Origin of the sequence: Arthrobacter sp. G.S.26, from assembly GCF_050847375.1 — a bacterium.
Lineage (GTDB): Bacteria > Actinomycetota > Actinomycetes > Actinomycetales > Micrococcaceae > Arthrobacter.
The window spans coordinates 1990679-2008548 of sequence record NZ_CP193752.1 but is presented as its reverse complement, the minus strand read 5'-3'; the positions used below and the strand labels follow the sequence as shown (position 1 = coordinate 2008548).

The 17870-nt window shown below is 66.7% G+C and carries 17 protein-coding genes; 4 read left to right on the top strand and 13 right to left on the bottom strand.

The genetic code is table 11. The features are described 5' to 3' along the window. Window positions 1–26: 26 nt before the first annotated feature. Complete coding sequence (coaE, locus tag ACRB8A_RS09080; RefSeq protein WP_050684791.1) at window positions 27–1241, bottom strand: dephospho-CoA kinase; 1215 nt, start codon at window positions 1239–1241, stop codon at window positions 27–29. Window positions 1242–1311: 70 nt separating this feature from the next. On the opposite strand from coaE, the gene ACRB8A_RS09075 reads away from it, so the two are divergent. The 3 genes from ACRB8A_RS09075 to ACRB8A_RS09065 all read left to right on the top strand — a co-directional run bounded on the left by ACRB8A_RS09075 (window position 1312) and on the right by ACRB8A_RS09065 (window position 4163). Further along, window positions 1312–2004 (top strand): IMPACT family protein, encoded by a 693-nt coding sequence (locus ACRB8A_RS09075; RefSeq protein ID WP_432245990.1) that lies wholly within the window; start codon window positions 1312–1314, stop codon window positions 2002–2004. Next, window positions 1994–2494 (top strand): GNAT family N-acetyltransferase, encoded by a 501-nt coding sequence (locus ACRB8A_RS09070; protein WP_050684789.1) that lies wholly within the window; start codon window positions 1994–1996, stop codon window positions 2492–2494. Before ACRB8A_RS09075 ends, ACRB8A_RS09070 begins: the two co-directional genes overlap by 11 nt. A 97-nt stretch (window positions 2495–2591) precedes the next feature. Continuing rightward, complete coding sequence (locus tag ACRB8A_RS09065; protein WP_432245989.1) at window positions 2592–4163, top strand: DUF222 domain-containing protein; 1572 nt, start codon at window positions 2592–2594, stop codon at window positions 4161–4163. A gap of 67 nt (window positions 4164–4230) precedes the next feature. Here the strand turns inward: ACRB8A_RS09065 and rpsA are convergent, their stop codons facing one another. The 4 genes from rpsA to polA all read right to left on the bottom strand — a co-directional run bounded on the left by rpsA (window position 4231) and on the right by polA (window position 10880). Further along, a complete protein-coding gene (gene rpsA / locus ACRB8A_RS09060; RefSeq protein ID WP_050687814.1) occupies window positions 4231–5709 on the bottom strand; it encodes a 30S ribosomal protein S1 in 1479 nt (492 codons plus the stop codon). Between the two features lie 180 nt (window positions 5710–5889). Then, window positions 5890–6864 (bottom strand): polysaccharide deacetylase family protein, encoded by a 975-nt coding sequence (locus ACRB8A_RS09055; RefSeq protein ID WP_050687815.1) that lies wholly within the window; start codon window positions 6862–6864, stop codon window positions 5890–5892. Window positions 6865–6892: 28 nt separating this feature from the next. Then, complete coding sequence (locus tag ACRB8A_RS09050) at window positions 6893–8191, bottom strand: GNAT family N-acetyltransferase (RefSeq protein WP_050687816.1); 1299 nt, start codon at window positions 8189–8191, stop codon at window positions 6893–6895. Window positions 8192–8237: 46 nt separating this feature from the next. Further along, the gene (polA, locus tag ACRB8A_RS09045; protein ID WP_056600472.1) at window positions 8238–10880 is read right to left on the bottom strand and encodes a DNA polymerase I; all 2643 of its coding nucleotides are present in this window, start codon (window positions 10878–10880) and stop codon (window positions 8238–8240) included. 187 nt (window positions 10881–11067) lie between these two features. Here polA and ACRB8A_RS09040 point away from each other — a divergent pair, with 187 nt between their 5' ends. Then, the gene (locus tag ACRB8A_RS09040) at window positions 11068–11541 is read left to right on the top strand and encodes a hotdog fold thioesterase (protein WP_050687817.1); all 474 of its coding nucleotides are present in this window, start codon (window positions 11068–11070) and stop codon (window positions 11539–11541) included. Here the strand turns inward: ACRB8A_RS09040 and ACRB8A_RS09035 are convergent. From ACRB8A_RS09035 to ACRB8A_RS09000, 8 genes are all read right to left on the bottom strand, one after another. Then, a complete protein-coding gene (locus tag ACRB8A_RS09035; RefSeq protein ID WP_285240278.1) occupies window positions 11538–12101 on the bottom strand; it encodes a dihydrofolate reductase family protein in 564 nt (187 codons plus the stop codon). The genes ACRB8A_RS09040 and ACRB8A_RS09035 overlap by 4 nt on opposite strands. Window positions 12102–12148: 47 nt before the next feature. Then, entirely contained in the window at window positions 12149–12370 is a 222-nt protein-coding gene (locus ACRB8A_RS09030) for a hypothetical protein (RefSeq protein WP_050687819.1), read from the bottom strand. After that, window positions 12367–13725 carry an inorganic phosphate transporter gene (locus tag ACRB8A_RS09025; protein WP_235504744.1) on the bottom strand — a complete coding sequence of 453 codons (1359 nt, stop codon included), beginning with the start codon at window positions 13723–13725 and terminating at the stop codon, window positions 12367–12369. The genes ACRB8A_RS09030 and ACRB8A_RS09025 overlap by 4 nt, the downstream gene beginning before the upstream one ends. Window positions 13726–13918: 193 nt before the next feature. Further along, complete coding sequence (locus tag ACRB8A_RS09020; RefSeq protein WP_050687807.1) at window positions 13919–14626, bottom strand: hypothetical protein; 708 nt, start codon at window positions 14624–14626, stop codon at window positions 13919–13921. A gap of 63 nt (window positions 14627–14689) precedes the next feature. Then, entirely contained in the window at window positions 14690–15064 is a 375-nt protein-coding gene (locus tag ACRB8A_RS09015; RefSeq protein ID WP_157371007.1) for a hypothetical protein, read from the bottom strand. Then, window positions 15064–16689: a radical SAM protein gene (locus ACRB8A_RS09010; RefSeq protein WP_056600432.1), complete on the bottom strand. Its 1626-nt coding sequence runs from the start codon at window positions 16687–16689 to the stop codon at window positions 15064–15066. Before ACRB8A_RS09010 ends, ACRB8A_RS09015 begins: the two co-directional genes overlap by 1 nt. Before the next feature lies 1 nt (window position 16690). Continuing rightward, entirely contained in the window at window positions 16691–17041 is a 351-nt protein-coding gene (locus ACRB8A_RS09005; RefSeq protein ID WP_056600434.1) for a hypothetical protein, read from the bottom strand. Further along, a complete protein-coding gene (locus ACRB8A_RS09000; RefSeq protein WP_056600436.1) occupies window positions 17038–17796 on the bottom strand; it encodes a prolipoprotein diacylglyceryl transferase family protein in 759 nt (252 codons plus the stop codon). The genes ACRB8A_RS09005 and ACRB8A_RS09000 overlap by 4 nt, the downstream gene beginning before the upstream one ends. Window positions 17797–17870: the final 74 nt, after the last annotated feature.

Below are 17870 nucleotides of genomic sequence, written 5' to 3'. Positions count from 1 at the left end.
ACATCCGGTGCCCGCCCGGACAGCCATCAGGGAGTGTACGACGGCGGCGCCCAGCCGGAGCGGGCAGCCCATTCGGTCATCCGGGGCCAGGCTTCGTCCGTGAACCACGGCTCTTTCGCCTCGGCATAACCGCGGGTGGTGCCGGCGCCGGCGAACTGGTTGGCCAGCACGTTTTTATGCTCTGCATAGCGGGCAGCGGCCCCGGGATCGGCGCGGAGCCAGTCGCGGAACATCAGGGCATAGCGCCATCCCGGCGAATTCACGGCACGGACGTGCACGTTGACGTCGCGGCCGGGGTCCGCGTTGGCATGGAAGCGCTTCTGCCACCGGGCGCTGTCAGTCTCGGGGGGTTTGGGAGTGTCGCGGTTAACGCCGGGGACCCGGGGGAACCCGGCGGCGGCCAGGAGTTCCGCGATCCGATCCGCTGCGGCAAGGTCGGGAACGGTGACCTGGAGGTCGATGACGTCCTTGGCACCGAGCCCAGGAACGGATGTTGAACCGATGTGGTCCACGGCCCGGATCTCATCCGGCGCGGCCGCCCGGATGCGGCCGCCCAGCCGGGCGGCCTGGAGTGGCCAGCTGTCCCGGTACGGCTCCTGCACCGGACCGCTGTTTCGTGAGGCCCGGACACCCGCGGCGAGGTTGTGCGCAAAGGGCAGCAGGCGGTCCGCCCACAGCCTGTCCACCCGATCGAGGACATCCCCACGCCCGCCCGAGTTGTCGAGAACCACATCTGCAGCCGCCAGCCGTTCATCCCGGCTGGCCTGGGCGGCCAGCCGCGACCGCGCCTCCATCTCCGTCATCCCGCGGTGTTCCACCATCCGCCGCACGCGCACTTCTTCCGGTGCATCCACCACCAGAACCAGGTGGAAGGCGCTCCCCTGCCCGGTTTCCACCAGCAGGGGAATGTCCTGGACCACTACAGAACCTTCGGGGGCAGCTGCCACGAGTTCCGCGGACCGGGCCCGGACCAGCGGATGGACGATTCCATTAAGGGCCGCCAGGCGCCCGGGCTCACCGAACACCACGGCGCCCAGCTTGGCCCGGTCCAGCCGGCCGCCGTCGTCCAGCATGGCCGCTCCGAACTCAGCAACGATGCGCCGCAGCCCCGGAGTCCCCGGCTCCACCACCTCGCGGGCCAGGGCGTCGGCATCCACCAGGACGGCACCCAACTCCCTCAGGCGCGTGGCCACCATGGACTTCCCGGAGGCGATGCCGCCCGTCAAACCGATTTTCAGCACACTTCAACACTATCGCCGTTGCCGGGCAACCCCCGGGAACCGGCCCCGCTGCCCGTACTACACTTGAGCGGTGCAAGAGCAGGAGAGCCGCGCCACCCGGTACACCACGCTAGCTGCAGGCGACGATTTCCGGCATGAACTGGAGATCCGCCGCTCCCGGTTCATCACTGTCCTTCGGCGGACGCCTGACGAAACTGCGGCCAGGGACCTCGTGGCCGAATTGCGCCGCGAATTCCACGACGCCCGCCATCACTGCTCCGCCTTTATTGTGGGTCCGGACCGGACCGTCCAGCGTTCCAACGACGACGGCGAGCCATCCGGAACCGCCGGTGCTCCCATGCTGGAAGCGCTGGCGAAAAGGGAGACGCTGCCCGGGGTGACGGACCTCAGCGACGTTACAGCCGTCGTCGTCCGCTATTTTGGTGGTGTGCTGCTGGGCGCCGGGGGCCTGGTCAGGGCATATTCGGAGTCTGTGTCCACGGCGCTGGCACTGGCACCTCTGACGCACAGGAACCGGCTGCGGATCTGTTCCACCTCCGTGCCGCCGGGGCATGCGGGGCGGCTGGAGAATGACCTGCGGACTGCGGGGTTCACCCTGGGGCAAACCGCATACGGAGGCAGCCACACCATCCTGCGACTGGCCCTCCCGGACGACGCGGAGGCGATCGACGCCGCCAACCACCGCCTGCAGTCGCTGACGGCCGGAACCGCGACCCTGACGCTCGAAGGAACCGAATGGGTGGACACTGCGCATGGCAGTTGAACTCGCAGATGTGGACGAATCGGTCCTGACCGGCCTGTGGGAACTCGCGGTGCGGGACGCGGCCCCGGACGAGGTGACTCCCCCGCTGGGCGGTCCGGGCTGGAACCACGAACGGCATGAGTGGTTTTTGGCGTACCACCGTTCGGCGACCGGCCTGGATGGCCCGTCCGGCGAGAAATCGTGGGCAGTTATGGCCAACGGGGAGTTAGCAGGATCCGTGCGGCTCAAACGGATTCCGGCAGCCGAAGCCACGGGCGCCGGGGCTGGGGAGGCCGAAACCGGGATCTGGCTGGGCAGGAGTTATCGGGGCCGGGGCATCGGGTCGGCAGCATTGGCGCTGGTGCTGGCTGCAGCACGGGCTGCCGGCGTGTCCCGCTTATCCGCTTCGACCACCGGGGGGAACGTCGTTGCGCAGCACCTGCTTGCTGCGGCCGGGGCCACTCTTGAACCCGATCCTGAGGGAGCGGTGAGCGCCGGGTTCGTCCTTTAGCCGGGTGCTTTCCCTACCGGCTGTTGATGTCACGTGTGCCTTTGGGGAACGTTTCAAGGTCCCCTGGATTGTCGTAGGGTGCTGGGAGAATTCAGGTATGGAAAGGCCCCAGGATTACCTGACGCCGACGACGCCGAGTGGCACCGCCGCTTTCCACGGTGCGGGAGTGCAGGGCATGGTTGCCGGGGCTGGTTCGGTGCGGCCAGCCGCCCATGGGGCCGGGGTGCAGGATTTGGTGGCCGGGGTGCGGTCCTTGCGTCCGGCGGCCACGGGTGCGGGCCTGATTGACCAGATCCGTGGGTTGGAGGACCTGAAATCCACTGCGGCCGCGGCGCAGGCCCGCCTTAGCATCGCCTTTGACCACCTCGAACGGCAGCGCCAGGCCGGGGCCGGGGTCCCCGCCGCAGAGCAGGGCCAAGGCGTCGCGGCGCAGATCGCGTTGGCCCGACGCGAATCCCCCAACCGGGGCAGCCGTTACCTGGGACTGGCCCGCGCACTCGTGACGGAAATGCCGCACACCCTTACCGCCCTGGATACCGGCCAGCTCAGCGAATGGCGGGCCACCCTGATCGCCAAGGAAACAGCCTGCCTCACCGCCGCGGACCGGGCCGCCGTCGACGAAGAACTCGCCCCGGACACCGGGACCTTCCACGGAGCCGGAAACAGGACCATCACCACCGCCACCAAAGCCGCCGCGTACCGGCTGGACCCGCTCTCCGTCACCCAACGCGCCACCCGCGCCGCCAACGGCAGACGCGTCAGCCTCCGCCCCGCACCGGACACCATGACCCTCCTCACCGCCCTCCTGCCCGTGGCCGAAGGCGTCGCCACCTACACCGCCCTCACCCGGGAAGCCGACACCCTAAAGTCCACCGGCGATCCCCGGACCCGCGCCCAGATCATGGCCGACACCCTCGTCGAACGCATCACCGGTACCCCCGGCGGAATCACCGGGATCACCATCAACCTCGTGATGACCGACCGGACCCTCCTGCAGGCCGACAGCGAACCCGCCCGGCTCCCCGGCTACGGAACCATCCCCGCCGGCTGGGCCAGGCACCTCGCCCGCCACGGGACAAAAACCCGCAACCCCGACGCGGCAAAGTTGAAGACCTGGGTCCGGCGGCTCTACACAGCCCCAAGCACCGGAGACCTCATCGCCATGGACTCCACCGCCCGCCTCTTCCCACCAGCCCTGCGCCGGCTTATCGAAGTCCGCGACGACACCTGCCGCACCCCCTACTGCGACGCCCCCATCCGCCACCACGACCACATCCTGCCCTGGCACAACGGCGGACCCACCACAATTGAGAACGGCGCCGGACTCTGCGAAGCCTGCAACCACACCAAAGAACAACCCGGCTGGAACACCACCGCACGCCCACCCGCAACTCCACCACCCACACCCCCACCCCAAGGCCGACCCAGGCACCACACCCAACTCACCACCCCCACCGGCCACACCTACCACTCAACCGCACCCCCACCACCAGGAACATCGCTGACACCGGGGCCGCGCACCATCGAGGCCATGCCCAGAGCGGGTACACCCTCATTGCTCCGACAACTTAAGCGGCGCCGGCTCCAACGAATCCGCGGGACGAAACCGGGTACGCCGCTCCCGCAGGGAGCCGCAAGCTGGATACCCCGAGACCTGGCCAAGTGTTAAACACAACAGGCCCCCACCAGAGGTGAAGGCCTGTTGTGTTGGCGCCGTTAGCTGGCGCCGGTGGCAACTAGTTGCCGGTGAGCTTTTCGCGCAGTGCGGCGAGTGCCTCGTCGGATGCAAGGGTACCTGCGCCGGCGTTGGACTCTGCAGCCGGCTCCGAGGAGTAGCTGGTGGTGCCGGAATCGCTGTCACCGGACGTTGCTGCTGCAGCGTCGTCGGCGGCGTGCTGGGTAACCTGCTTCTTGTGGGCTTCCCAACGGGTCTGGGCGTCAGCGTACTGCTGCTCCCAGGCGGCGCGCTGGTTCTCGTAGCCTTCAAGCCACTCGTTGGACTCCGGATCGAAGCCCTCGGGGTACTTGTAGTTGCCCTCTTCGTCGTACTCAGCGGCCATGCCGTAGAGAGCCGGATCGAATTCGGTGCTGTCGGCGTCGACGCCCTCGTTGGCCTGCTTGAGGGACAGCGAGATGCGGCGGCGTTCCAGGTCGATGTCGATGACCTTGACGAACAGTTCGTCACCAACGGAGACAACCTGCTCGGCCAGCTCAACGTGGCGCACGGCGAGCTCGGAGATGTGGACCAGGCCTTCGATGCCGTCTTCGACGCGGACAAACGCACCGAACGGAACCAGCTTGGTGACCTTACCCGGCACAACCTGGCCCAGGGCGTGGGTGCGGGCGAAGGTCTGCCACGGATCTTCCTGCGTAGCCTTGAGCGACAGGGAAACACGCTCGCGGTCCAGGTCGACTTCGAGAACCTCGACGGTGACTTCCTGGCCAACTTCGACAACCTCGGACGGGTGGTCGATGTGCTTCCAGGACAGCTCGGAAACGTGAACGAGGCCGTCTACGCCGCCCAGGTCCACGAATGCACCGAAGTTGACGATGGAGGAAACGACGCCGGGACGAACCTGGCCCTTTTCCAGCTTGTTGAGGAACGTGGAGCGAACCTCGGACTGGGTCTGCTCGAGCCATGCACGGCGGGACAGAACCACGTTGTTGCGGTTCTTGTCCAGCTCGATGATCTTGGCTTCGATCTGCTGACCGATGTACGGAGCCAGGTCGCGCACACGGCGCATCTCGACGAGGGATGCGGGCAGGAAGCCGCGCAGACCGATGTCGAGGATAAGACCACCCTTGACAACCTCGATGACGGTACCGGTGACGACACCGTCTTCTTCCTTGACCTTCTCGATGTCGCCCCAGGCACGCTCGTACTGAGCGCGCTTCTTGGAGAGGATCAGGCGGCCTTCTTTGTCTTCCTTGGTGAGCACCAGGGCTTCGACCTGATCGCCAACGGAGACAACGTCTCCGGGATCAACGTCGTGCTTGATGGAAAGCTCGCGGGAGGGGATGACACCTTCGGTTTTGTAACCGATGTCGAGCAGAACTTCGTCGCGGTCGACCTTAACGACGGTACCTTCGACGAGGTCTCCGTCGTTGAAGTACTTGATGGTCGCGTCGACAGCTGCGAGGAAGTCCTCAGCGGTACCGATGTCGTTAATTGCGACTACGGGGGTACCGGGCTTCTCGGTGGAGGTGATGGTCATGTAGTAGGGGCTCCGTTGTGGATAGTAAGTTGATCAGGCGACCACCACTTCCGGGTATTGACCTGGAGGCAGAGCACGGCGGATTGCCGGGTCATCCTGACTGCGGGATTAAACGTGCGGAAAAAAATTACGCACACGTAACACACGCCCGTTTATTCTAGTCGCAGCTCAACAGCCGGGTCAAAGCGGCGGTAGTACGTCCCCAAGGCGGGCAAACGTGGTTCCGCCGGCCAGGAGTTGCGGCAGTGCACGGCGGAAACCCGGGCCGGTGCCGCTGCCGGGCTTGTTGAAGTGCGCAATGACGATGTCCCCCGGCCGGACCCCGGCAAGGGCAGCAGCCACAGCCCCGGGTCCCAGGGTGGCGCCGCCGTCGGCATTAACGCTGAAGTTCACCGGCAGCATCCCCAACCTGCGCGTCATCCCGGCGGCCACCTCATCAAGATGGGCGGTGCCGGACCGGAAAAACCGCGGCTCCACTCCCGACGCTGCCCGCAGCAGCTCCAGGCAGCCCGTGAGTTCGTCATAAGCCTCCGCGACGGATCCGGTGCCGGGGATCCGGTACGCGGATTTGCCGACGACGGACAAGGGCCTGTGTGCCCAGCCGTGGTTTGCCAGCTCAAACAGCGGGTCGTGGCCAAGTTCAGTTGCCAGGCCAAGGTTCGCCTGGACCCAACGGGCATTGACGAACAGGGTCGCTGGCACGGCGAGTTGCCGGAGCAGCCCCAGCAGTTCCTGGTCCACCCCCGCGCCGCCGGGTCCACCGCAGGCGTCCAGGGTCAGCACCACCGGCTGTGCCGCGGACTGTGTCACCACGCCGGTGACCGCCAGGCCCCACTCGTTGGGATGGCGGCCGGCGAATTCCGCCACCAGTTGCTCCTTGGTGGGCGGCACAAAAGCGGGCGCGGACGGCGGCGCCGGCGCCGGAGAAGCTTCCTCCGGCACGGCATGGCCAGGCTCGGCAGCACCGGCAGCGCCGTGCCGGGCCTGACCAGGGTGCCCTCCGGGATCCGGTTGCCGGTCCGCCGGGCCGGCCGGATTGCCCGGCCCGGGCTGCCAGGGCGCCGAACACGACGCCGCGGCGGCCGCCACACCCACTGCCAAGCCAACCAACAATTCCCGCCGGCCGGCCAGCGCCGGTGCACGGTGATCCCCCAAGGATGTTCCTTTGTGAAGGCAGGGGCTCCTAGAAGTGGGTCAGGCAGTGCGTGGAACGCTCAACCGCAAACATCCCCCGTGCCTGGAGCGCCGCACCCTGCGTGTGTTCCCGGATCCGCCCAGCCGCCGCCAGCGTAACCGGGCTGACCGCGCCGAGGTAAATCGATGACAGGACAGAGACGTCAAGGTCCAGGTCGGCGGGCGTTTCCTCGGCAAGGCGTTCGACGTCGGCCTGTCCGCCTTCCACTGTAACGGCGAATGTTCCGCCGGCCAGGCCAAGCGGGTCACCGACGTTAATGACCAGCCGTCCGTCCACCGGGTAATGGCGCGCGGTGAGGGCGGCCGGAACGTCGAGGATCCGAAGCCACAGCATGTCCCGGACGTCCGAGGCATCGATGCAGCGGGGATCCGCGAGGGCCCAGGTGAGCGGGTCGTCCAACGGCGCCTCGTCCCACGTGACCCGTTCCACCAGGTCGATGGCGCCGAGGAACTGCCACAGCTCCAGGTAGGCGTCGTCGCTGGCCGCGAGGAAGTCCACTACTTCCACCGTGTAGGGCTCTTTCTCCCAACCCAGGAACTTGTAGGAGACGTAGCCGTCCACGGCGCCGGCAGGCCCGTAATGGAGGGCCACCTTGATGGCCGCATCTTCCTTGCCGTCCCGGCCCCGGGCCCCGGACACCATATGCCGGTACCACTCGTGCCGGCCCACAGACCCCGGCAACAGCCGGTGAACCTGTTCAAAAACTTCCGGGGCAAGGTCCAGCAGCTTCCGGGGATCGGCGATCTCCACAGTCCCGGTGGCCTGGTGGGCCAGGCTGAAACGGGCAGTGGTGTCCACCTTGACGCTGCGCTCAAAACTGGCCACGCCGAACCCGAAGCGCCCGTAAATGGTGCCCTCGGAGGCTGTCAGCGCGGCCATGGAGACTCCGCTGTCCTTGGCCAGGCGCAGGTCCTCAGCCATCATGCGCCGCAGCAGGCCACGGCGGCGGTGTGTGGTGCGCACCGTGACGGCGGTGATGAGGTGGCTGGGCAACGTCCTGCCGAACCCGATGTTCAGGGTCTTCCGGAAGGTGCCAAACGTCGCCACCGGAACTTCCGCCGGCAGGGACGACGCCGGCACATCCCCGACCTGGTAGACCCCGGTGTACTCCGGCTGGTCCGCCACCTTGATGGCCAGGGTGCCGGTGATGTGCTCCGTTGTCCTGGCCTCATCATGGAACCCGAACGCCACTGCCCGGGACCACGCCAGGGACTGGTCGAACCCCTCGCTACCCTCGGTTGCCGCCGGGAAGCGCCGGATCTCATAGTTATCACTCGAATTACTCACGATTCCGAGCCTAACCAATGAATCCGGCGCCTGACCAGCACCTGCGTCAGTGGCCGGCGTCGTACCAGCTGGGTCCTACGCCGATCTGCACTTCCAGGGGCACCGTGAGGTCCGCGGCGGCTGCCATCTGTTCCGTGACCAGCCGTTCCACGGCGTCCCGTTCACCGGCAGCCACTTCCAGCACCAGTTCATCGTGGACCTGCAGCAGCATCCGGGACTTCAGCCCCTGCGCCTTGAGCTCGGCGTGGACGCCCAGCATGGCGCGCTTGATGATGTCCGCGGCGGAACCCTGGATGGGGCTGTTGAGGGCGATCCGTTCGGCGTTTTCGCGCGCCTGCCGGTCGGTGCTGGTGAGGTCCGGCAGGTAGCGCCGCCGGCCTTCAATGGTGGCCGTATAGCCGTCGATCCGGGCCTGTTCCACCACGCCGCGCAGGTAGTCACGCACGGCGCCGAACCGGTCGAAGTAGTCCTTCATGAGGGTGCGGGCCTCATCAACCGAGATTTCCAGTTGCTTGGACAGACCGAACGAGGTCAGGCCATAGGCGAGGCCGTAGGACATGGCCTTGACCTTGGAGCGCATGGCGCTGGTGACTTCCTCCGTGGGCACGTGGAAGATGTTGGAGCCCACAAACCGATGCAGGTCCTCGCCGTCCTTGTAGGCCTGGATGAGGCCGGCGTCACCCGACAGGTGCGCCATGATGCGCATCTCGATCTGCGAGTAGTCGGCCGACAGCAGGCATTCGTAGCCTTCACTGACCACAAAGATGCCCCGGACCCGGCGGCCTTCCTCGCTGCGGATGGGGATGTTCTGCAGGTTGGGGTTGTTGGAGGAGATCCGGCCCGTGGCGGCTACGTTCTGCGCGTACGTGGTGTGGATCCGGCCGTCCGCGGCCACGGACTTCTTCAGCGATTCGATCATCTGGCGGAGCTTCGCGGACTCACGGTGCGCCATCAGCTGCACCAGGAACTCGTGGCCCGTTTTCTCCAGCAGGTTCTTCAGGGACGCGGCATCCGTGGTGTAGCCGGACTTGATCTTTTTGGTCTTGGGCAGTTCGAGTTCCTCAAACAGAACGGTCTGCAGCTGCTTGGGCGAGCCCAGGTTGACCTCATGGCCGATCGCCGCGAACGCCTGTTCCTGGGCGTGGTCGATCACCCGGGCGAGGTCGGCCATCTGGTCTTCCATCCGCTCCAGGTCGATCCCGATTCCTGCCAGCTCCATGTCCGCCAGCACCCGGCTGACCGGCAGTTCCAGCGTGGAGAGCAGTTCCTCGGACTGGCGTTCCTTCAGTTCGGCTTCGAAGAAGCTGCTCAGGGAACGCACGACGGCGGCCGCCTGGACCAGTGCGTCTGCCGCGGCGGTGTCGTCCCCGTCGAAGGAAAGCTCCAGTTGGCCGGCCTTCGCCGTGGCCCCGGGGAGGCCCACGTTCAGGTGGTGCTGGGCCAGTTCCGCGAGTTCGTAGGTCCGGCGGTCGGGTTCCAGCAGGTATCCGGAGATCGAGGTGTCGTCCACAACGCCTTCCAGTTCCAGTCCTCTCGCCGTCAGGGCCTTGAGCGCTGCCTTGAAGCCGTGCAGGACCTTGGGTTCCGCCGGGTTGCGCAGCCAGGCGGCCAGGATGTTTTCAGCTTCGGCGTCCTGCCCCTCCAGGGAGATGTAGGCTGCGCCGCCCTCGCGGACAATGGCCACCGCGGCTGCGTCCTCGCCGACGCGCCCCGGGATGAGGTCCACCGCAACGGCGGACCGCTGGCCGGTACCGGCGGCAAAGAATTCCGAGAGCCCTGCAGCGTCGGTTGGCGTGATGTACTCCGGGGTGGGGATGCTTTCCCGCTCGGCCGCGGGAGTGTCAGCTTCGCCGTACAGTGCGAAGAGGCGGGTCCGGATGGTCTTGAACTCCAGCTCATCAAACAGGTTTTCCAGCGCTGCCTGGTCCGGCCGCGGTTCGTACAGCTCGTCGAGCGTGACCGGCAGTTCCAGGTCCGTGTGCAGCCTGTTGAGCTTGCGGTTCCGCTTGACGGAGTCCACATGCTCGCGCAGGGCGTCGCCCACCTTGCCGCCGATGGCGTCGATGTTGGCCAGCACGCCTTCGAGCCCGCCATAGAGGTTGATCCATTTGGCGGCAGTTTTGGGCCCGACGCCGGGCACGCCGGGCAGGTTGTCCGCGGTCTCCCCCACCAGCGCGGCCAGGTCCGAGTACTCGGCGGGGGTGACGAAGTACTTTTCCTGGATGGCGGCCGCATCCATCCGGGGAATGTCGCTGACGCCCTTCTTGGGGTACAGCACAAAAACGTTGTCCGTAATGAGCTGGAACGCATCCCGGTCGCCGGAGACCAGCAGCACCTCATAACCGGCCTTGTCGCCCATGGCGGCGAGGGTGGCCAGGATGTCGTCCGCTTCGAAGCCGGGCATCTTGATGGTCTTGATGCCCCAGGCCTCCATGACCTGGCCGATGAGGTCGATCTGGCCGCTCATCTCTCGGGGGGTCTCGTTGCGGCCGCCCTTGTATTCGCTGTACTCCGCCTTGCGGTGGGTGGTTTCGTCGGAGACGTCGAACGCCACGGCGATGTGGGTGGGCTTCTGTTCCTTGATCAGGTTGATCAGCATGGAAGTGAAGCCGTGGATGGCGTTGGTGTGCTGGCCGTGGGCGGTGGAGAACTTGTCCGCGGGCAGTGCGAAGAAGGCGCGGAACGCCATGGAGTGACCGTCCAGGACCAGCAGCCGGGGCTGGCCCGTCAGTGGGACAACGGGGGCGTCAGTGGCCGAAACCGTTCCGGCGGCCGGAGGCGGTACCTGGTCCGTGGGGGCAGGGTCGCGCTCGAGGACCTGGGACGGGAAGGGGGCCGGTTTGGTTGTTTCACTCACAGGTGCCAGCCTAGTTGCCATGATGGACAATTTCACGCCCGGACCGTTCACCGCTGAACTGACGGCCGCCGGTATTCCCGAACACCTGCATGGTTGGCTTGGCAGCTTCGGGATCGGTGCCCTGGTGGTGAAAATGGAGATCCGGTTCCTTGAAATGAGCCCGGAACGCACGGTGGCCACCATGCCTGTGGCCGGCAACACCCAGGTTGCAGGGATCCTGCACGGCGGGGCGCACGTGGTCCTGGCAGAGACTTTGGGATCCTTTTCCGCAGGGATCCATGCCGGTCCCGGCCGGCATGCAGTGGGAATTGAGGTCAACGCCACACATCACCGCTCCATCGCCACCGGCTTGGTGACGGGAACCTGCACCGCCATCCACCTGGGCCGCACCCTGGCAACGCATGAAATCGTGATGACGGACGAGGCCGGACGCCGGCTCTCCACAGCCCGGATCACCAACATGATCAGGGACAACAACGGCGGCCGGGCCTAACCGGCCACACCCTCCGCAGCGGTTCCCAAAAGGTAGCGGAGCTCAACAATCCCGCGCCCCATGGTGCGCGAACCGCTCAACTCAAGGACCGGCGTCGGGCCCTGCAGTGGCAGCAGGCGCTTCCCGTCCCCCAGCACCACCGGGATGACCGACAGGATGATCTCGTCCAGCAGGCCGGCGGCTGCGAACTGGGCCGCCAGGTTGCCACCGCCAACCACCCAGATGTTCGCCCCGCCTGCGGCGCCGCGGAAGTCATCGATGAACTCCGCCACGTCGCCGCGGACAAACGTGATGTCCGCCCCCTGCTGGGCGCGGTGTTCATGCCGGGTGAAGACGTAGCTGGGTGTATCCGGGTACGGCCACGTGTCCGGTTCGTGTTCGATCAGCCATTCGTAGGTGCTGCCGCCCATAACGATGCTCCCCACCCCGGCCATAAACGCGTCGTAGCTTTCAGCGCCGCCCTCGAACCCGTCGAACTGCAGCAGCCAGGCGAGGTCGTCGGTGGGTGTGGCGATAAAGCCGTCGAGGGATGCTGCGACAAAGTACTGGATCCGTGCCATGGGGCCAGCCTAGCCAAGCGTGGGCGCAGTTCCCAGAGTGCGGGTGCTCAGGCCGAGAAGTACGGGATGATCAGGTACAGCCCAAAGAGGACTGCAAGCCCGCAGAGGCCGAAGCAGGCGTAGGCCAGGGCCCGTTTTATGCCCGGTGAGGCCTGCTCGGAGTCACCGGCGATGGCTGTGAGCCGGACGCCCAGCGAATAGAGCACCACCACGGTGACGGCGGAAACCAGGGTTGCCCCGCCGACTGTCAGCAGTTCCAACCATTTCATCGCTGGGTCTCCTTGAAGGGTGCGGTGCCGTCTGTGCCGTTGATTTCCGGCGTTGCGCCGGCCGGGTTTTCGGCGGCCGGGGTTTCGGGGGCGGCAGGGTTTTCGGCGGCCGGGGCGGCGGCAGCGCCTGCGCGGTTCCTTGCCCTGTCGCGGACCCGGGCCCTGGCCCGGGCGCGGGCCTCGGCCAGCGCCTTCTTCTTGGCGAAACGGACGGCCTGGCCGGCCTCTTCCACCTCGACGGCGTTGTGGTGGCCCACTTCGGACTTGCGGGAGTGCAGGAACATGTAGAGGACTGCTCCGATACCTGCCACGGCGGCAATCAGGACGCCAACGATGCCGGTCTTGACCAGCAGCGCCGTCAGGGCACCAACGATGCCCGCAGCCGGAAGGGTGAACAGCCAGCCCAGCGCGATCTTGCCCACCATGGACCAGCGGACGCTGGTACCGCGGCGGCCCAGGCCGGAGCCGATGACGGAGCCGGAGGCCACCTGGGTGGTGGACAGCGCAAAACCGAGGTGCGAGGAGGCCAGGATGGCGGACGCGGTGCTGGTTTCCGCGGCGAAACCCTGGGCGGGCTTTACTTCGGTGAGTCCGGAGCCCATGGTCCGGATGATGCGCCAGCCGCCGGAGTAGGTGCCGATCGCGATGGCCAGGGCGCAGGCGGCGATGACCCAGAACTGGGGTCCGGTGCCTGGCGCCTGGGTGCCGGCGGAGATCAGGACGAGGGTGATGATGCCCATGGTCTTCTGCGCGTCATTGGTGCCGTGGGCCAGGGCCACCAGGCTGGAGGTGAAGATCTGCCCGGTCCGGAACCCGCCGCGTTTCTGCGTGAGCTTGCTGCCGGTCTCCGGATCGTGCCGGGACGTCAGTGCATAAGCTAGCCGCGTGCAGGTGTACGCCACGATGCCTGCGATGAGGGGGGCGAAGATGGCCGGCAGGATGACTTTCTGCGCCAGGGATGCCAGGTTGATGGAGTTGAAGCCGATACCTGCGATCGCGGCACCGATCAGGCCGCCGAACAGGGCGTGGGAGGAGCTGGACGGCAGCCCCTTCAACCACGTGATCATGTTCCAGAGGATGGCGCCCATCAGGCCGGCGAAGATAATTTCCGGGGTGATCTGGACCCCGTCGGCGCCTTCGTTGATGATGCCGCCGGACACCGTCTTGGCCACCTCGGTGGACAGGAAGGCGCCCACCAGGTTCAGGATGGCGGCGAGGGTGACGGCAGTCTTCGGTTTGATGGCGCCCGTTGCGATGGGCGTGGCCATGGCATTTGCGGTGTCATGGAAACCGTTCGTGAAGTCGAAAAATAGTGCCAGTGCGATGACCAGCGCCACCATGAAGGTGATATCCACCTGTTGCCCAATCTGCAGAGTCGACGTTCAGCAATTTCGCGTTTCCGGCTGCCCCCGCACAGCATAATTCACCAGCTGTTCGCGGGGAATGACCTGCGGCGTTAACCAACCGGCGTGAAACCTTATCGATCGTACGCGTCCGGAAGGTCAGGTCAAAACAACCGGCGCCGGCCGGTAACCACCCCGCCCAGTGTCAGGCGGTGGTTTCGCGCGGCTGGCCGGTGTGGCCGTCAGGGTGCGTGGCGCCGGCAGCGAGGCCGGGCGCTGCTTTGGCTTCCAGGGCCGCGATGGTGACGTCCGGCAGGACGATCAGGCCATCGAGTTCACGCCGGGCGCGTTTGTAGGCCTGCTGCCGTTCGGCCGGGGTAGCCGCTGAATCCTCGGCGATCCGGAGCAGTTTTCGGGCGGTGGCAAGCCGTTGCCGTTCGGGGCCGCTGAACCTGCTGTCCTTGATGCGTTTAGCCTCGCGCTCGGCCAGGTCCAGCGCCAGCGCGAAGCTGTCGACGGCCTGCCGGTAGGACTCGAAGGCGGCTGGCGACGTCATGTCGGCGGCCGTGGTCGGGCGCTGGCCGTCCGCTTCCCGTTTCGCCCGGAGGAAGGCCACGGTGAGGGGCTCCCGGACGTCCGTCATCAACGGAAAGTCGATGAGTTTGCCGACGTCCAGTTCGTACTCGAGCCACCGCGCGTTGGTTGCGGTGTGCCGGACCAGGACGTCCGCCACCCGGGCAGCCGACGCCACTTCCGCGTCGCGGGACTGGTTCCGGAGGGTGTACAGCTCCACTTTGCGGCGGTGCCGGCGTTCGCCGGCCTTGCGCCACGAGTTGGCCCAGTGCCCGGCAAACGCACTCAGGGGAAAAATCAGCCACCATTTGTCGGATAGGAACTCAAAGAGGGACTCCACCGCACCATCCTTGCAGCAGCCCCGTCCCGCCTCAACCCCCCACGGACCGGCGAGGTGGTTGGTTCAGCGGCCCGGCTGGGAAGCTGCCAGGGCGTAGCTGCCCCATAACCCGGCGGCCAGGAGGAGGGCCAGGTACGCCAGGATCAGCCGGGTATCCCGGAGGTAGCAGTTCGACCGGGTCAGGCCCCGTCGCCGGGCTTTCCAGTAGCCGGCGAATCCGACGGCGGCGAACACGGCCAGTGCCACCGGGCCGGCAACCCAGCCCAGCAGGGCAATGGTCGCGAAGATGCAGAGCCGCAGCGGATCGAACGGCGGTGGGTCCGCCGGGTCCGTTCCGTGGCCGCGCCCCTGGCCGTGCAGGGCGGCATGTTTGGCGCGGACCAGTTGCGATGGCATTGGCCCGGCTGCGATCCGCCGGGCCTCCGACTCGGCGTCCATCAGTGCTCCCCGGCACTGGCCGGGACCTGGCGGACGGGGAGGAGCCGGGTGCCGGTGGCCGTGCTGATGCGTTGCCTGGCCAGGGCGGGCCACGCCTGGACAGCACAGAACGGAGCGCATTGGTGTTCGCCGGCGTCGCTCTTGGTGCCCACGTGGACGCAGCATTGCGTGAGCCGTTCCTCGATCATGGTGGAGATGTCCATAAAGGGCTTCACCATGATGCGGGTGATCCGTTCGCCCAGCAGCCGGCGCAGCCGCTGCTGCTGGCCTGGCAGTTTGCCGGCGGCCAACGTGGTCAGGGTGCCGATGCCGAGGTCGCACTGGGTGCAGATGTTTTTCCAAAGATCCATGGTCCGCGGGTGGGACAGCGATGACTGCTCGCTCAGGAGGTCCAGGAGGGAGGTCTTCATGAGGTTCCGCAGCTCGAGCGGGATCGCGCTGTCGGCGATGCGGTTGGCAAGGCCGTCGGGATTGAGTTCCAGCCACGCGAGCAGCTGGTCATGCCCGACGAGGGCTGCCAGCGAACGCCAGGCCCCGGAATCGTCCTTCAGCATGTAGCCCACGGATGCGCAATGCGGATGGGAGCACGGGAGTGCCGTCAGGTCGTGCCATGAAACCACCCCGCCGGTTTGCGCCGCGAGCCGTTCCAGGACGCCCGTGTGGGTGAGCCTGGCCGTGGGGTCGATGCCGTGGCCGCGCCCCGAACCGAACACCGGCTGCAGCGCAACCCCACCCACAAACGGGGTTTCCAGGGCCCGCATCACAACGGCGCCGACCTCACCATCGTTGACGCCAAGGGCCGCCGTCATGGTCAGGGTGGTGAAGACACCTGCCTCGGACAGGCGTGCGATGGCCAGGTCCTTGAAGCGGGTCAGGTCTCCCCCGCGGTGATGGATGGATGTTTCCCTGGACGGGCCGTCGTATTGGAGGTAGACCTCCACCCGGTCCCGGTGCCTGGCCAGCAGCGCCAGCAGTTCATCGTCGGTTGCGATCAGCATGCCGTTGCTGTTTACCATGATCCGCACGATCGGACGGGCTACGAGCTCGTCCAGGAGTTCAGCCAGCTGCGGATAGAGCGTTGGTTCGCCGCCGGAAAGCATCAGCACGTCGAGCCGCCCGTTTTCGCGGGACAGCCGGGTGTCAATGTTCGCGAGCACCTCGCTCAGCGGTGCCACCCCCTGCAACGTGGGGCCGGAGGCGGTGAAGCAGGTGGGACAGCGCAGGTTGCAGTGTTCGATGATGTCCTGCAGGAGGATGCAGGTGTGCTGGGTCTGCATGGCAGGCAGCCCGTATGCGTAGGCTTCGGGCACCTGGCGGTAATTGCCGGCCTGGTCCGGGATGTGCTGCTTGGTGGGGGCCTGCCATTTCTCCAGGTAGCGCAGGATTTCCGGGGACTCGTCATACAGTGTGCTGACGAGGCCGTGATCGGGGCAGCCGCGTTCCAGCCAGACCCGGTCATCGCGGATCAGCAGCGCGCCGGAGAGGCGCCGCACCTGCGCGAGCGGGGGGTTGGTTTCGTGGCAGTGGGGGCAGAATGCTGTGACGTAGCGGTGGATCCGGTCCCCGCGCAGCGGCTGGCCGGGGCCGGGCAGCGACTGTCGGGAGGCGAACGGCAGTGGATTCATCTCAGGCCCTTATCTGTGCGAGGTATCCGACGCAGATCCCGCCGCCGAGCAGCGTGAAGATTCCCAGGCCAATCAGCAGCCCGGCGCCCCACTTGGCTGTGGGTGGCCGGACCGCCAGCAGAATCGCGATGGCCAGGTAGCCTGCGATGGGAATCAGCACCACAGGCCCACTCAGGTACCGCACCGGCTGGGTGGGATCGGCCGTGGTCTGGACTGCGCTGAAAATAATCGGTCCGCCGACATAGAGGCCGTAGAGGACCACTGCCCCCACGAGGGTTCCGACCCCCAAGGGACCGAGCCAGGGTTCAGCGGGGTCCTCACCGTTCCCGGTAAAGCGGTTGTTCCTGCTCATGCCACCCGTCCTTCCAGCCTGGGGCGGCGGGGTTTCCCGAACACCCGCTGCATCCGCCAGGACAGCAGGGGGAGAATCACCAGCAGAAACCACTGGGGCCGGCTCATGCCCAGCCACAGCACCTCGTTGCCCCGGACGAATTCGACGCCGAACCGGAACAGCGCGTAGGCGCTCACATAGCAGATTAAGAGGTCGCCTGGACGGGGCAGGCGGTCCCGGTACCGCCACATGAGCGCAAAGGCGGCTGCGTGGAAGGCAATCTCATAGGCAAAGGACGGGTGCAGTCCTACCCCGGGCAGCCCGCCCAACAGCGCCGCCTGTGCCGGCGTGAGCGATATGCCCCAGGCCTGCCCGGTGGGGGTACCGGGCAGTTCCGTGAGGAGGCAGCCCACGCGTCCAAGCACCAGCGCCAACGCCACCGCGGGTGCCAACAGGTCGCCGGTGGACCCGCGGTAGCCCGTCAGCCGTTTCCCCAGGTGCACACCAAGCCAGGCTCCGACCAGTCCCGCGAGGATACTGCGGTCGCCGTTGCCCCACCACTCGGCCAGGGAGACCTGGCGGGAAACGTCCCAGGTGAGGACTCGTGAGCCGATTGCCCCGAACGCGATGGCGAAACCCGCAATGGGCCACAGGCGTGGGTCGGTCAGGCCCCGGCGGCGCTTTTCGTAGCCGTAGAACAGCAGGGCCGCCAGGATGCCCAGGCCCAGCAGGCAGGCGTGCACCAGTGGGTCCCCGGCGAAGGGAAGGCCTGTCATGGCCGGTGTGCAGCAGTGAGCATTCCTGCTCCTCAGGTCCTACATCCGGGTGGAAATGGGTCCAACAGCTCCGG